The organism is Chryseobacterium sp. (assembly GCF_022869225.1).
Classification (GTDB): domain Bacteria; phylum Bacteroidota; class Bacteroidia; order Flavobacteriales; family Weeksellaceae; genus Chryseobacterium.
Genome location: NZ_JALIHL010000001.1, coordinates 4,283,516 through 4,298,283, shown reverse-complemented (window position 1 = coordinate 4,298,283; position 14,768 = coordinate 4,283,516). Strand labels below are relative to the sequence as shown.

The following is a 14,768-nucleotide window of genomic DNA, read 5'->3' as shown; positions in this document are numbered from 1 at the left end:
CCGATGAATAGAAGAATTTGAAGTCCTTAATTTTGTGTATATCTCATTATCAGACTGCTCTATCTTTTACAAGAATAAAAGTTCGGAATATATTTGATCTCTCAAACGTAGCCCGGAGTAAGCGGGGCCTTTGCTGCTCTCAAATGCCGGCATCCTCATCATTCTTTAATGCCAGCATCTTCAAATTTCATCAATATTTCCATCCATAAATCCGTAAATCTTTTTAATTTTGCTTTATGGATTTACGAGATCAATTGAAGAATCTTTTTCCTGATCATGAAGAGCAGGATTTTGAAATGCCTGAAGAAAAGTTCAAGCAGAAAGAACCTTTGGTGTGCAAATTTGAAAAAAAGGGAAGAAATGGCAAGCCTGTAACCATTGTTGAAGGCTGGGAAGGAAGCGAAGAAGAGCTGAAGAAAATTTCAAAGAAAATAAAAACCACCTTAGGAATAGGCGGTTCTGAGAAGGATGGAACGATTATCATTCAAGGGGATAACCGTGATAAAATAATGACTATCCTTAAAGATATGGGGTATAAAACCAAACGGGTTGGCGGATAGGTTTAGAAATAAACCTGGGTTTCCGGCAGTAAGACTTTTAATTTTTCAATTTTAGATTTATCTATAGGATTTCCTGTAAGAATCAATGTTTTCAGGTTTTTCAGCTGCTTAATCTCTGCAGGAATATCTTTCAGGTTATTATTGGCCAGATTCATGCTGACCATCCTTTTTAATCCTTTTATTCCGGAGGAAATTTCCGTAATCTGGTTATCACTGACGTTCAGGAATTCAAGATCCTGAGCTTTATAAAGGTTTTCCGGAAGTTTTACGATAGCGTTCTGCTGAAGTTCAAGATATCTTATACGGCTGGGAAAAGATAAATTTCCAAGATCATTGATCTGGTTATCAGCAAGATTTAAAAACTTAAGGTTCCTGATCTTGTACAACCGGTCGGCAATAAAACTGATCTGGTTTCCCTGAAGATTAATTTCTTCCAGCGCAGGGATTTCCATAAGCGCTTCCGGAAAAACATTCAGGTTATTGGCATCAAAGTGAACAGTCTTTAAGTTTTGGAGCCTGGCAACATTCGGATTAATATGGGTCAGGCTGTTCAGATTCATTGAAAATGTGGTGAGTTTCTGAAGCTGTTTTATTTCATCAGGAATATATTTAATACTGTTTTCATTGAAGTTCAGGATTTCCAATTGCTTCAGCTTAAATACCTCCTGATCCATTTTTTCAAACTTATTCCCCATCACATTGAGAAAGAATAATGAGTCCAGTGTTGCAATCTGGGGTGGCAGATTGAAGAGTTTCTTTTCTCTGAAGCTCATGCTGTAAACGGCTTTTTTACTATTCAGAGCTTCATCAATACTGGTGAAGGTAGGATATTTTACAGGATCAATCTGTCCTTTCGCCAGGAAAAGAAAAAGAATGGATATAAACAAAAAAGATCTTTTCATAGATAGGAAATGTCCGCCGGCAGCAGAGCTGCCGGCGGACAGGAATTATAAATAATTTATTTCTTTAAAAGTTTCACTGTCTTCTGGAAACCTCCCTCTGCTTCAATGTTTAAAATTAAAACGCGAGATGTTTCCAACTGTGGAGTGAAGTCCAGGTCCAGTACTTTGTTTACACCATTAAACTTCTTGGTATAAACAATTTTCCCATCCATGCTGTAAGCGGTCACCGAAATATCTTTCAGACCTTTTGCTGAATTGATTTTAACGGTTCCTGAAGTTGGGTTAGGGGCTACCTCTACTGTGCTTTCTGTTTTTGTAGCCTCAATAGTTCCCAAAGTTCCTTTCCCTAAGTTTTCTTTAAGTGCAATGACAATGGTTGCAGATTTTCCTCTATAATCAATGGTATTTCCGGTAGCATCAACATCTGTAGCAATAGTGGCATCAGGATGCTGAATGGAGAAGAAACCAAACTTATGATCAGGCGTAAAGGTAAGTCCTGTAGGCTCTGATCCTGAAGGCATAGAAGCAAAAAGCCTTACTTTAGGATTCGCCTGTGTATGATCCGGAGCAATCACCCAGATATAATTTTTTCCTCCGTCCTGAAGAACCCAAAGGTTTCCAAGTTCATCGAAAGTAAGGTTGTCATTTCCATCCCCCCAAGCTTCAGACATCATTCCCTGTGCCGTATTGAAAGAATAAACAGAAGAGGCACCCCCTACAAATGTTTCCACCTGTGAAGCGGTTGTTCCGTTATCCTGTAAACGGTATACTTTATCCAATCCTTTTGCTGTAAAATAAATCTTACCATCCAAAGGGCTGATATCCACATCTTCTACTCCATTAAACCTTGTTCCTCCCAATGATTGGGCAAGCGTGTTGGTACTGTTCTGATCTACTTTAGTTTTATTAGGAATCTGGACCCATGTAGCGGTGGTTCCTGCCGGATCTCCTGCTGCGGTAAGCCCCTGGTCTAATTTCAGTACGTAAAGATTTCCTGAAGAAAGATCATTCGGGGTATCCATTACATATTTATAGACCATGTGAGTTCCTCCGTCTTCTCCATAATAAGCTGCCGTTCCGGCATTATTAATCACCACATTTTCATGATTCATGATTCCCATCTGCCAAAGCTTACCTTTAGAGCCATCAAGATTTTTAGAAATGACCTGTGCTGTTGCAGGATCTATTTCAACAAGCCAGCCATAATCCCTGTACCCGTCATTATTCACATCATTGGATGTTACAGATTCTTCTGCCGTAATTACTGTCCCCCATGGAGTGATTCCTCCTGAACAGTTTCTGATGGTTTGTACCAAACTGGGAGCTGAGAAACTTACAGCTCTGGATCTTGTCAGCTGCCAAAGTTTTGTTGAATTATTATAGTTGATTTCCGCCATGGTCACTCCTCCTGGATTCGTTTCATGGTTTACTGAAAGGTATCCATTGGTGCTGCTTCCGGCTTTAGCGACATACGCTGTAAAATCATTCTGCCCTCCTACTAATCCTCCTCCTTCGGTATAGCTGTCTCCTTCTTTAAGGATAAGCTGGTATTTATGGACTGCAGGAATAATCAGTTTATTGGTCTGTGCCGTAGGAACAATAGAGGTAAAACAGCTGATATGTGTTCCGGTACAAGCTGTTGTAGTAGGTATTGTCTTTAAATAAGCATCGAGCCGGAGATCAGAGCTTCCCGCACTTCTGTTATGAAGTTCAATAGAGATTCTGTTGACCCCGTTTACAAATTTTGATTTGGGAATAGAGAATACATTATATACATTTTCGGCAGCTCCGTCAACAGTAGTACTTGAAAGTGTATTGAAAGTGATCGTTCCGGCAGGCATATTATCCCTTACGACTTCCTCACCGTTAAGATATACCACAATACCGTCATCTCTCATGATTCCGAGTTCCATATTGTCAGAAAGAGTGGATACATTAACCGTAAAATCTTTGGCAAAATAAGCAGTAATAAGCCCGGTAGCTCCAGAATGGATAGTAGTGGCTACAGGGTCTCCATAACCTAAGGGCGCATTTCCTACCGGCCAGGAAGAAACGTCATATGTTTTGGTTTTCCATCCGTCCGGCTGAGCCTGATCAAGATCTTTGTATCTCCAGGCCGAACCTTTGTCAAAGATAAGAGTCTGCGCCTGAACCGTAGAACTTGCCAATAAAGCTAAAGTCCCAATTGTTAGTAGTTTTTTCTTCATTTTAATTTGATTTATTAGACGTTGTAAAACTATTTTTTTAGGACTGTTTTCCTGTTAATTGGACTTTAAATATGGTTTGGAAAATATTAATTAATCAATAACCCAATGTTAAGAGAATTAAATTAGTGTTAAATCGTAAAGATCCGCGAACCAAGGTCCGGGTATGCTGCCATCCGGATGTACGTTTATTTCGCGTTACTCACATCTGTAAGGGCATTCAGGAAAGCAATGATCTGCCTGATTTCTGTCTGGGTAAGGTTTAGTTTATCCGGTGAAAGAGTCTGGTTTTTCATCTTCAGTCCCAACCCTTCTCCACCACCTTCATTGTAAAAATCAAGAACTTCTTCCAACGTGTTGAAAGCACCATTATGGAAATAAGGTTGGGTAAGTGCGATATTCCTCACCGTGACGGTTTTGAATGAATAATCATAAATCCATGACTTTTCTTTTTTCACCGGGCTTTTTCCTCTGCCTGGATCAGCGTCAAGCTCTATTGGCAATTGTTTGATCGGCTTCGTGGTCACCCCCAGCACTTCGGATTCATTTTCGTTGAAAAATGGCGGTACCAGTCCTGAAAAATGAGGGGCAAAATGACAGGTTGCACAGTTTGCTTTCCCCATAAACAGGTTAAACCCTTTCTTTACCTCATCAGATACATTTTTTTCATTCCTCATAAAACGGTCAAAATCACTGTCAAAAGAATACAGCGAGGCCACATAGGAGCTTAAAGCTTTTGAAAAATTCTCTTTGTTGATTTTGCCATCTCTGAAAGCATTGCGGAATGCTTTTTTATATCCGGGATCCGTTTTTAATTTCCTGATGATTTCTTCATAGCTAGTATTAAACTCTTCTTCGTTATAAATCACATGTTCCGCCTGCTGCTCAAGATAAAAGGCCCTAAGGTCATAGAAAAACCTCTTGGCAAAAACTGCATTATACAGAGAAGGGGAATTTCTTAAAACAGTTTTCCCGACAACATTGCTTGCTGATTTTGCCTGGAGATCCGTAAAAGCATTTTCCTGAAGATGGCATGAAGCACAGCTCATTTTACCGTTTCCGCTCAGCTTTTGATCATAGAAAATCGATTTTCCTAGATTTTTAAGCGCAGGACTATCCTCCGATGGTTGTAGCAGAGTATAAAAATAAGGATCTAAAAAATCACTGCTGAAAAGATTTTTACTGTTCACATTCCAGCCTGAAAATTCTTTAAGATCATCCGGCCTCCCATCCCATCTCCCGAACTCTTCGTACAGAGGCTGTATATACTTTTTATAAAACTCAATTCTATCAAAAGTTTCAAAGTCTCTATGAGCTGATAAATAGCGGATTCCTTCCGTTAAAATCTGATCAGCATTCTGTGTATTGTAATTCTTAAAATAAGGATCATCATTGATGTATTTTTTAATTCCTGAAAATGCAGACCCGGCTTCCTCAGCAATATTCAAAGATCCCGGAGTATCAAATCCTGTTACTCCTAAAGTATAGATCCTGATCAGTTCTATCCGCAACGGCAGCGTTTTATTATTCCCTTTACTTAAGCCATTTTTCACCATACTTAAATAGAAATTGGAATAGCTGTTGTATAAAAAGTCGGTAATGGTTTTGATCTTTTCTTTTTCTTCCTGGGCTTCCTCAGAAAAAATAAGTTCATCCAGCACCTGCAGTCCTTCCGGAGGTAATGTATAAGCCGAAGTTCCCGCTGCTTCTATATGAAATAGCGGAGCCGCATTGAGGTGTGTTTTTGTAAATTCGGGATAATGGTAAGCAATATAAAATTCTATTTCTTTAAAAGAATTTCTTGTCCGGCTCAGGGATTTCTGTAATTCTTCCAGGGAGATCTTATCTTCGGAAAACTGATACACATCTGATTTAAGCTGCCCAAGTTTCAATTTAAAGTCTGAAAGTCCTTGATTGACAAAGGTATTTTCGCTTTCTTTTCCTTTATACACCGGATTAAAAGACATAACTGCAAATCCTATCAAAAGGACGCCCACAAGCAGCGGATAAAATTTCATTAATTTTTAAGGGCAAAGCTATTCATCAGATGTTATCTTAACTTTAATAGGAGATTAAAAAATGTTTATATTTCTGGTAAAAGATTTTTTACTAATTTTAAACCCCGAAATCAAATTCATTATTCTTAAAGAAACCGTTCTTTCTAAAAAACTGGTAAAAAATAATGGCGGAGGTTACTGGGAGAGGATTTTTAAATTTAATTCAACACATCAAAACTAAAATAGTACTATGAGAATAAAGTTATGGTTTGCTTTGGCTGCCAGTTTTGTTTCTCTTTCTGCCTATTCTCAGAAAAAGAAACAAAAAGAAGTGGCTGTCTATGCAGAAAAAAAAGGCAATGATTATTATTTGATACGTCCGGAAGAAGGCACGATATACGAACGTATGGGATCACCTTACAAAGAAGCCATTTTCATTAATTAAAAAAACAAAAAATATACATTATGCTAAATAAACTTGCTGCCTCAGAACTTGTTCTGAATGAAGACGGAAGTGTATACCACCTGAATCTTTTACCTGAAGACATAGCTGATAAGATCATCCTTGTAGGGGATCCTGACAGAGTGGCGAAAGTTTCAAAATATTTTGATACGGTAGAGGTCAAAAAAAACAAAAGAGAATTTTATACGCATACAGGAACGCTTCGCGGTGAAAGAATCACGGTAATGTCTACCGGCATCGGAACTGAAAACATCGATATCGTAATGAACGAACTGGATGCCCTGGTAAACATTGACCTTAAAAACAAGGAATTTAAAACTGAGCACAAAGCACTAGAATTATTCCGTATGGGAACCTGCGGAAGTGTAAATCCGGATGTACAGGTAGATAACATGCTCGTTACACAAAACGTAGTAGGATTAGACGGACTAATGCATTTCTACCAGGATTACAATTTCGAGAATGAATTTTCTAAAAGTTTCTTAGAAAAATTCCCTTACGAAAAAATTAAGCCTATGCTTTATTTCTCAGACTGGGCAGAAGAAATGGGTGCCTATTACAAAGATGCCAGATACCATGGAAATACAGCTACATTCCCGGGATTCTACGCCCCGCAGGGAAGACAGCTTCGTTTAAAAGCAGTAGATGACCGATTCCTGGAAACACTGAACGATCTTGGAATCACCAATTTTGAAATGGAAACTTCTGCCATCTATGCGCTTTCAAAATTATTAGGCCACAAAGCTATTACCGTAAACAACGTAATTGCCAACAGAAGACGCGGAGAATTCTCTGCAGATCACCACGCTTCTGAGAAAAACCTTATTGAATGGGTATTGGAAAGAATCATCAAGTAGATACAGTCTTGTAACGATTATACATAAAGCTATCCTCAATGAGGGTAGCTTTTATTTTTTTATCAGGTTTTGGCTGAAGCCAATGGATTGATTTTTAAAAGTTAAACGGGCTAAAGCCCGTTGCTATTGATACCATTCTAATAGAAAAGTTCGTTATAATAAAATACGTGTATCCGCGGCTCACCGATTTTTCTGATCGACCAGATTTTTGATTTTAAAAAAAATTCTCTTTACAAATGAAAATACCTTGGATCAGGATATTGAAAAACAAAATCCAGTTCTGAAACTAATTTTGAAGATAAGATCTTCTTTCCTTTACTCTCTTTCACCTCTATATCCGGTAGCTCATTTTGGGCGTTGATCACCTGGCTTTTGGCAGGATGGTCCGGAGCCGTCACATTATACAGTTGAGCCTCCGTTCCTTTTTCAATCATCAGTGAGATCACAGCACAGATGTCAGCATAATGAATATGGTTGACGGCAAAATCCAGATTAGTAATATTATAATTTTTAAGCAGCCTGTTATCTCCCATCAGGCCACCCAATCTTAAAATATTAACCTGCGGATATGTTTTTTTAATCATTCTTTCCCCTGAAACCTGCTCCCAGGGAACATCATCTTCTATCCATTCTTTTGAGGTATCCGGATAAACACCGGTAGAACTCATTAAAAACATCTGTCCCTTAAAATCTCCGATAAAGGAGATCAAATTTTGAATTCTATTATACAATGAGCTTACACAACAGGTTTTATCTGAAATAGGAATTGTTATTATCAGAACATCCAGCTCATTGATCTCCCTCCATTGCGGATACGGATCTGCAAGCTGATAGTCCATAAAATTGGCAACCGAAGCAGTAAAGCCCTGGGCATTCAGCTGATCTGCCTTATCCTGAGTGGTTGCAGTAGCATAAATAATGTGCTGATCAGACATTGAAGCAGCAATTCTCTCTCCTAGCCAGCCGTAGCCTATAATTCCTATTTTTTTCATGCGTTGATATAAATTAAACCGACAACATTTCGTCTAATGCTGTCATTAACTGAGTTTTTGTTTCCTTACTGAGATTCATGGACTTCTGAACTGCTCCCGGGATATGTTTCGCTTTCGCTTTTAGTTGTCTACCCTTTTCTGTCAAACTGATCAGCACGACCCTTTCATCGTCTGAGCTTCTGACTCTTGTTAAAATGCCATTGCCCTCCATTCTTTTAAGCAAAGGGGTAAGCGTTCCATTATCCAGATGGAGATATTCTCCAATTTTACCAATACTCATTCCGCCGTTTTCCCACAATACCACCATTACCAGGTACTGGGGATACGTCAATGAAATTTCGTCCAGGTACGGCTTATATAAACCTGTGATATACCTTGAAACGGCATATGTCTTAAAACACAAATGTTCAGAAAGCTCCATCATATTTATTTGGGGATACAAAAATACTCAAATTACTTTGTGCACAATATTTTTGTTTACCAATTTATTTTCTATTCTATATTTCCGCATCACTATTTTAAATTGTGAAACTAAAACCTTTACCACTTACTATTGACATGAAAAAAACTGAGTGATCTGCTCTCTCCTGCTGCACTTATCAAAGAGCAAAAAACGGTTTCAGCGCTGTTAGTTTACTTCCGCTATTTTATTCCTGTGTATCTGACAGTATGGAAGAGCCAAAAGGACGTACGCAAGGAAATACACGCCCGCAAGGATAACTAACCCTCTTTTCCGAAATGCAGAATACATGCTCAAACTGCGGCCCAACCGTCACTACAAGTATTGCAGAAGCTTTTATCGATAATGACCGGTTATCTCTGGGTTTATCATCATTACAATAAAAAGAGACTTCCTGCACAGAAGCCCCCTTTAACACCATATCAACTATAATAAAACTTATTATTAAAACTCATTGATCATCACATACAAATGTCCTGAATAAAGGCTGCTGGCACTTCCTGAAATATTGGTAAGATTAACGGTTACACTGGAAGTAGAGGTCATTCTTGGATTTGATATCGAGAATGAAGTATTGCCTGCAAAATCTCCGGCCGGGGATACTACCACGACAGCTCTTGTGGAACCAGGTTGTAAATTGGAAGGAATCGCGATATCCAATGTTACAGATTTCCCCGGCGGTAAGTTATTGATGGATATCCCCGGCCATGCTTCAAAAATAATCTGGTTTTTCTGTATACTGCCTTTTTCCCCCAGCTTAAACTGTCCGTTTACATCCAGTTTAGCAGAAGTATTCGGAGCAGCGGTACCAATCCCTACATTCGCATTGTTATTTCCCAAAACAATGGCATTGGCCTGTGAAGTGGCCGCTCCGTATCCTACTGCTGTTGAATATTGTCCCAAAGCATTGGCACCTGAGCCTAAAGCGGTTGAGTTTTCGTTATTGGTAACGGTATTATATCCTAAAGCCGTTTCGCTATTTGTGTTTGTTTTTGCATTATATCCCAGGGCTATAGACTGAAATCCTCCAGCAGAGGAATTATTTCCGATAGCAGTAGACTCATTTTTACTGGTTTGTGCATTATATCCAATGGCCGTTGATTTAAAAGCTCCGGCTGTCGATTTATTTCCTATCGCCAAAGATTCATTGGCAGAAACAGTAGCTGCTTTACCGATAGAAATTCCCTGAAATGCAGAACTCGAACTCCCAATGGCAATTCCGTCCTGCCCTGCATTGGCTCCCTGCCCAAGACTTACAGAGTGATCCACTCCCAATCTCCCGGCAGTTAATGAATTCACTTTAAAGATCAGATCATCCATTGTTTTGGTCCCCAGAGACAAATTCGTATTTGTGCTTCCATAATTTCCGGCATTGGTTCCACTGGTATTCCATTCCGTACTGTCATCTTTATTCACCGATCCGGCAGCCGTTGAAAGCTTATTCCACTTGGAAGCATACCAATAATAAAAACCAGTCTCCGTGAGCCCTCCGTTTCCGTTATTCCAGACGATAAGCCCGTCTGCAGGAGACTGTACCGTCGTACTATCTGTCACGGATGCCAATGCAATACTGGGAAGAAGTACGCCCTTATCTTTTGAATCAATCTGCAGCATTGCAGAATGGTCCGGGTTCGGCGTTCCAATCCCTATTTGAGCAGATATGAAAACAGTAAAAAGAGAAAAGAGAAGACTAAGTTGGAATTTATATTGTCTATGCACGGTCATTTATTTTTGGCGGTGCAAATATACAATTTTTTAATAAATAAGTGATTTTATTAAAAAATTCGCAATTAAAAACACTCTAAAGGGATTAAATATACCCTTATTCACATTGTAATGAAAAATATGTAATTATCAGCGCATTACAAACGACCACACACAAAGGAAAATTCAATACATTTACTTGTATTATCCAATGAATAACATTAAATATTTAATAAAAATATCACAAAAAATTGAATAAAATTAAATTTATCATCTTCTTATAAAACAAGTTTCAATATGATCATTAACCATTCCTGTTGCCTGCATATGTGCATAGACTACTGTAGATCCCATAAATTTAAATCCTCTTTTTTTTAAGTCTTTAGATATTGTATCGGAAATTTCTGTAGTTGCCGGAATATCTGATAAAGTCTGAGGCTTATGATCTATGGGCTTTCCGCCTACAAATCCCCAGATATATTCAGAAAAACTTCCGAATTCTTTTTGTATTTCCATAAATTTACGGGCATTGGTGACTGCAGCCAATATTTTAAGCCTGTTTCTGATAATTCCAGGATCACTCATTAATTCTTCTATTTTCTGGTCAGAATACGCCGCCATCACCTGATAGTCGAAATAATCAAAAGCTTTTCTGAAATTTTCTCTTTTAGAAAGAATAGTATACCAGCTTAATCCTGCCTGAAAACTTTCAAGAATCAGAAATTCAAAAATTGTTCTGTCATCATACACCGGTTTCCCCCACTCCTCATCATGGTATTTTCTATAGAGATCATCTTTTTCACACCAGCCGCAGCGAATTTTTTCCATACTGTTCCTATTTAATTGATTAAGGTAAAGTTACTATCCATTTAGAAAAAGACAACAAAAGATTATGAAAATTTTAACAATATCACTCCATTTTAGGAATAGTTATTGTTTATTTACTGATACGCAAACCAAAATATAAGTTATTATGAACAATTCAGAGTATAACAAAGCAGAAAATGCAGTAAACAATGTAGAAAATTCTTTACAGAATGCAACGGACAACGCCAAGTGGAAAATCAATGAATTGGCAGACAGAGCCAAAGATTACATTAATGAGAAGCGAAACAAAGATGAGGAAGCGAATCAGGAAGACTGGCTTGACAGGGTAAAAGCTAATGTTTCCGATGCCTGGGAAGATATAAAGGATAAAGCTGATGAAGCATGGGAAAAAACCAAAGATGCAGCGGAAGATGTTAAGGCAGAATGGAACAAGAAAACCAATTAGTATTTCAGTCATATAAATATTTTCAAGAAAATGGAGTCTTAAATTGATAAGGCTCCATTTTTATTATGTCATAACCACAATTATTGCTACATTTGTATTTCAATAAACATTAAAAAATTATGTCATACGGTTTACTTAAAGGCAAAAAGGGAATTATTTTTGGAGCCCTTAATGAACAATCTATTGCATGGAAAGTTGCAGAAAGATGTCACGAAGAAGGTGCGGAGTTCATCTTATCCAATGCTCCTATCGCCATGAGAATGGGAGAACTGAATGCTTTAGCTGAAAAGACAGGTTCTGAAGTAATAGGTGCTGATGCTACTTCTGTGGAAGATCTTGAAAAACTTTTTGATGCCGCAGTAGCAAAATATGGTAAAATAGACTTTATCCTCCACTCTATAGGAATGTCCGTAAATGTGAGAAAAGGAAAACATTATACAGAGATGAACTATGACTGGTTAGAAAAAGGATGGGACGTTTCTGCTGTATCTTTCCATAAGGTAATGCGTGTGGCCTGGGAAAAAGACTGTATGAATGAATGGGGAAGTATTCTTGCCCTTACTTATATTGCAGCCCAGAGAACATTCCCTGATTACAATGATATGTCAGACAACAAAGCTTATCTGGAAAGCATTACCAGAACTTTCGGATATTACTGGGGCGAGAAAAAAGTACGTGTTAATACCATCTCTCAGTCTCCAACTCCTACAACAGCGGGAAGCGGCGTAAAAGGTTTCGGAGGCTTCCTTGGATATGCCGAAGATATGTCTCCACTAGGAAACGCTACAGCTCTTGACTGTGCCAACTACTGTGTAAGCTTGTTTTCAGATCTTACTAAAAAGGTAACCATGCAGAATCTTTTTCACGATGGAGGTTTCAGCAATACAGGAGTTACCCAAAAGGTAATCAACAGATATGATCTTGAATAGGAAGTAAGAAAAGATCATTCTCAATACAATTAGAACGGGCGGCCTCAATGAGGCCGCCCGTTCTGTCACAAAATAAATATTAATATGATATTATAAAATTACGGTCTGTATAGAGTGTGCAGGGGCATTCAGCTTAGCAGCCATCCCTTCAATCCATAAGTTGGTTTCGATATCATTGTCTGAATCGTTCATGATCACCGTTACAAGCTGTCCGTTTTCATTCATGAACGCTGTAGAAGTAAGGGCTGCTCTATTGGAAGAGCTTCCGATTCTTTGAGCGTTCGGTTTGATGAATTTTGACACGTGGCCTACATAATAATACTCGTAGGTGTAATGCAGCTCACCGGTTTTGGTATCGGCAATAATCGGTGCAAAACAGAAATTACCTTTATGGTTGGGACCTCCGGTTTCATCCAGCAGAATATTCCAGTCGGTCCATAAAGCATTTCCTTTGTTAAAATCATTGAGCATATTTCTTCCATACAGCTCTCCTAAGCTTACATCATCAATCTTTTCCATATTGAACTGCTCTTTACAACCTTCTGTAAAAGCCAGGAATTTATCCGGAAAAGCCCTGTGGGTTTCTGCCAGATTGTCAAAAAGCTGGGTTTTATTATTCCATGTTTCATACCAGTGGTAGCCGATACCATGAGCATATTTTGAAGTTTCCGGATCGCTCAGGGTGGTCGTTGCTCTCTGATAAATAAGGTCCCTGTTATGATCCCAGATCATGACCTTCTTATCCTTATATCCATTTTTCCAAAGAGTTGGGCCCAGGTTATTTTTCAGGAACTCTCCTTCTTCTTCCGCCGTATAGATACAGGATTCCCAACTTTGTGTAGCCATAGGCTCGTTCTGAACGGTTAATCCCCAAACATTAATTCCTCTTTTCTCATATTCCTTAATGAACTTAATATAATAATCCGCCCAGGTCTGGTAATATTCGTTTTCCAATCTGCCTCCTTTATACAGGCTCTTATTAGATTTCATCCATGCCGGTGGGCTCCATGGGGAGAAATAAAATGTAAAGTTATTTCCTATCGCATTTTTTGCTTCCCTGATCATAGGGATTTTATACTTTTCATCATGAGCAATATTGAATGATTTCAGGGAAGTATCATTATCTGCTACATACGTATAAGAATCACTGGAGAAGTCACAGGAATTCATATTGGTACGTACGACCGTATATCCCAGCCCATTTTTACCGAAATAGGCATCCAAAATCTCTTTCTGCTTATTCTTCGGCATTTTGTAAAAAGTTTCTGCCGACGCATCTGTAATAGCACCACCGATTCCTATCAACTTTTGATACTTAAAATTCGGTGCCACAAAAATACATGCTTCCGTTTCCTTAGGCTGTCCGAATTTTTCAAACTTAACAATTCCTTTGTCGGTCATTTTTTCGTTAACCTTAGAATTGGTAAGAATTACTTTAGCTGTTTTTCCATCATTTTTTTTCCAGTAATTTTGTGCCTGGGCATTGAAAACAACACTTATTACAAAACAGCTTACAATTAATTTTTTCATATTTTCTTTATCTTTTGAGGACAAAATTGTCCTTGCTTCATTATTTATTTTGATAAACTCTTACATAATCTATGTAATATCTTTGTGGAAAAATACGGTCATCAATTCCCTCTTTTCCACCCCAAAATCCACCTATTGCGAGATTTAGAATGATAAAGTAAGGCCTGTCAAAAGGCCATGCCCCAAAGGTTTTTTCTTTATTCTCGTAGGTGAAAAATTTCCGGTCATCTATGTAAACCTCTATTTGCTCCGGTGTCCATTCTGCTTTATAGACATGAAACTTCTCGCTTGCATCTTTTACAAACAGCGTATCTGTTTTCTGTGTTCCCAGGATATGATTATAATTTTTGGTGTGAACGGAAGCATGTATAAACCCCTGATGATAACCAACATGTTCCATGATATCCAGTTCACCATCATCAGGCCATTTCTTCATATTTTCACTCATCATCCAGATCGCCGGCCAGGTTCCGCGACCTTTGGGAAGCTTTGCTCTTACTTCTATTGTTCCATATTGAAAAGCAAATTTTCCTTTGGTTAAAAGTCTTGCGGAAGTATATTTATTGTTTTCCCAATTTTCCTTTTTAGCTTCAATGATGAGATTTCCTTTTTCCATTCTGGCATTCTCAAGCCTGTTTTTGGTATAAAACTGAGCCTCCTGATTACCAAAACCTCCGCCTCCTACATCGTAATTCCATTTTAATGAATCCGGAAGGCCTTTACCATTAAATTCATCACTCCAAATCAGGACTCTGCCGGAATCTGGTTTGCTTGAGACACAGCTGAAAACAGAAAGGAAGAAAATCCCTGCTGCACCTATTTTGATGATACTTTTAACGTTGAGATTCATATGTATTAGGTTTTGGCTAAAGCCATTTTCTGATGTCTTTATAAGCG

At 38.4% G+C, this 14,768-nt stretch carries 14 protein-coding genes; 5 read left to right on the top strand and 9 right to left on the bottom strand.

From position 1 onward, the window contains the following. Positions 1–236 precede the first annotated feature (236 nt). On the top strand, positions 237–560 hold the full coding sequence (locus MUW56_RS20085) for a translation initiation factor (RefSeq protein ID WP_292014864.1): 324 nt from the start codon (positions 237–239) through the stop codon (positions 558–560). Between the two features lie 2 nt (positions 561–562). Here MUW56_RS20085 and MUW56_RS20080 read toward each other — a convergent pair whose 3' ends face one another. The 3 genes from MUW56_RS20080 to MUW56_RS20070 form a co-directional block, all read right to left on the bottom strand. After that, positions 563–1,462 carry a leucine-rich repeat domain-containing protein gene (locus MUW56_RS20080; protein WP_292014863.1) on the bottom strand — a complete coding sequence of 300 codons (900 nt, stop codon included), beginning with the start codon at positions 1,460–1,462 and terminating at the stop codon, positions 563–565. A 56-nt stretch (positions 1,463–1,518) separates the two neighbouring features. Continuing rightward, a complete protein-coding gene (locus MUW56_RS20075) occupies positions 1,519–3,669 on the bottom strand; it encodes an alkaline phosphatase PhoX (RefSeq protein ID WP_292014862.1) in 2,151 nt (716 codons plus the stop codon). A 185-nt stretch (positions 3,670–3,854) separates the two neighbouring features. Further along, positions 3,855–5,684 (bottom strand): cytochrome c peroxidase, encoded by a 1,830-nt coding sequence (locus MUW56_RS20070; RefSeq protein WP_292014861.1) that lies wholly within the window; start codon positions 5,682–5,684, stop codon positions 3,855–3,857. 229 nt (positions 5,685–5,913) lie between these two features. On the opposite strand from MUW56_RS20070, the gene MUW56_RS20065 reads away from it, so the two are divergent. Continuing rightward, complete coding sequence (locus MUW56_RS20065) at positions 5,914–6,108, top strand: hypothetical protein (protein ID WP_292014860.1); 195 nt, start codon at positions 5,914–5,916, stop codon at positions 6,106–6,108. A gap of 20 nt (positions 6,109–6,128) precedes the next feature. Next, complete coding sequence (locus MUW56_RS20060; protein WP_292014859.1) at positions 6,129–6,983, top strand: nucleoside phosphorylase; 855 nt, start codon at positions 6,129–6,131, stop codon at positions 6,981–6,983. A gap of 230 nt (positions 6,984–7,213) precedes the next feature. Here MUW56_RS20060 and MUW56_RS20055 read toward each other — a convergent pair whose 3' ends face one another. The 4 genes from MUW56_RS20055 to MUW56_RS20040 all read right to left on the bottom strand — a co-directional run bounded on the left by MUW56_RS20055 (position 7,214) and on the right by MUW56_RS20040 (position 10,967). After that, positions 7,214–7,975, bottom strand: coding sequence for a hypothetical protein (locus MUW56_RS20055; RefSeq protein WP_292014858.1), 762 nt, complete (start codon positions 7,973–7,975; stop codon positions 7,214–7,216). Positions 7,976–7,988: 13 nt separating this feature from the next. Then, on the bottom strand, positions 7,989–8,399 hold the full coding sequence (locus tag MUW56_RS20050; protein ID WP_292014857.1) for a MarR family winged helix-turn-helix transcriptional regulator: 411 nt from the start codon (positions 8,397–8,399) through the stop codon (positions 7,989–7,991). 480 nt (positions 8,400–8,879) lie between these two features. Further along, positions 8,880–10,160, bottom strand: a complete 1,281-nt coding sequence (locus MUW56_RS20045; RefSeq protein ID WP_292014856.1) for a hypothetical protein — start codon at positions 10,158–10,160, stop codon at positions 8,880–8,882. A 249-nt stretch (positions 10,161–10,409) separates the two neighbouring features. Further along, positions 10,410–10,967 (bottom strand): DNA-3-methyladenine glycosylase I, encoded by a 558-nt coding sequence (locus MUW56_RS20040; protein ID WP_292014855.1) that lies wholly within the window; start codon positions 10,965–10,967, stop codon positions 10,410–10,412. 145 nt (positions 10,968–11,112) lie between these two features. Between MUW56_RS20040 and MUW56_RS20035 the strand changes: the two genes are divergently transcribed. Both MUW56_RS20035 and MUW56_RS20030 read left to right on the top strand, forming a co-directional pair. Further along, complete coding sequence (locus MUW56_RS20035; protein ID WP_292014854.1) at positions 11,113–11,412, top strand: hypothetical protein; 300 nt, start codon at positions 11,113–11,115, stop codon at positions 11,410–11,412. Positions 11,413–11,531: 119 nt separating this feature from the next. Continuing rightward, positions 11,532–12,341: an SDR family oxidoreductase gene (locus tag MUW56_RS20030; protein WP_292014853.1), complete on the top strand. Its 810-nt coding sequence runs from the start codon at positions 11,532–11,534 to the stop codon at positions 12,339–12,341. Between the two features lie 90 nt (positions 12,342–12,431). Here MUW56_RS20030 and MUW56_RS20025 read toward each other — a convergent pair whose 3' ends face one another. Together MUW56_RS20025 and MUW56_RS20020 are read right to left on the bottom strand one after the other, a co-directional pair. Next, entirely contained in the window at positions 12,432–13,871 is a 1,440-nt protein-coding gene (locus tag MUW56_RS20025; RefSeq protein ID WP_292014852.1) for a glycoside hydrolase family 30 protein, read from the bottom strand. A gap of 40 nt (positions 13,872–13,911) precedes the next feature. Next, on the bottom strand, positions 13,912–14,721 hold the full coding sequence (locus MUW56_RS20020) for a glycoside hydrolase family 16 protein (RefSeq protein WP_292014851.1): 810 nt from the start codon (positions 14,719–14,721) through the stop codon (positions 13,912–13,914). Positions 14,722–14,768 lie beyond the last annotated feature (47 nt).

Bases quoted from the DNA above. Each gene is read 5' to 3' on its own strand.
- MUW56_RS20085 (WP_292014864.1), top strand. From the start codon at position 237: ATGGATTTACGAGATCAATTGAAGAATCTTTTTCCTGATCATGAAGAG.
- MUW56_RS20080 (WP_292014863.1), bottom strand. From the start codon at position 1,462: ATGAAAAGATCTTTTTTGTTTATATCCATTCTTTTTCTTTTCCTGGCG.
- MUW56_RS20075 (WP_292014862.1), bottom strand. From the start codon at position 3,669: ATGAAGAAAAAACTACTAACAATTGGGACTTTAGCTTTATTGGCAAGT.
- MUW56_RS20070 (WP_292014861.1), bottom strand. From the start codon at position 5,684: ATGAAATTTTATCCGCTGCTTGTGGGCGTCCTTTTGATAGGATTTGCA.
- MUW56_RS20065 (WP_292014860.1), top strand. From the start codon at position 5,914: ATGAGAATAAAGTTATGGTTTGCTTTGGCTGCCAGTTTTGTTTCTCTT.
- MUW56_RS20060 (WP_292014859.1), top strand. From the start codon at position 6,129: ATGCTAAATAAACTTGCTGCCTCAGAACTTGTTCTGAATGAAGACGGA.
- MUW56_RS20055 (WP_292014858.1), bottom strand. From the start codon at position 7,975: ATGAAAAAAATAGGAATTATAGGCTACGGCTGGCTAGGAGAGAGAATT.
- MUW56_RS20050 (WP_292014857.1), bottom strand. From the start codon at position 8,399: ATGATGGAGCTTTCTGAACATTTGTGTTTTAAGACATATGCCGTTTCA.
- MUW56_RS20045 (WP_292014856.1), bottom strand. From the start codon at position 10,160: ATGACCGTGCATAGACAATATAAATTCCAACTTAGTCTTCTCTTTTCT.
- MUW56_RS20040 (WP_292014855.1), bottom strand. From the start codon at position 10,967: ATGGAAAAAATTCGCTGCGGCTGGTGTGAAAAAGATGATCTCTATAGA.
- MUW56_RS20035 (WP_292014854.1), top strand. From the start codon at position 11,113: ATGAACAATTCAGAGTATAACAAAGCAGAAAATGCAGTAAACAATGTA.
- MUW56_RS20030 (WP_292014853.1), top strand. From the start codon at position 11,532: ATGTCATACGGTTTACTTAAAGGCAAAAAGGGAATTATTTTTGGAGCC.
- MUW56_RS20025 (WP_292014852.1), bottom strand. From the start codon at position 13,871: ATGAAAAAATTAATTGTAAGCTGTTTTGTAATAAGTGTTGTTTTCAAT.
- MUW56_RS20020 (WP_292014851.1), bottom strand. From the start codon at position 14,721: ATGAATCTCAACGTTAAAAGTATCATCAAAATAGGTGCAGCAGGGATT.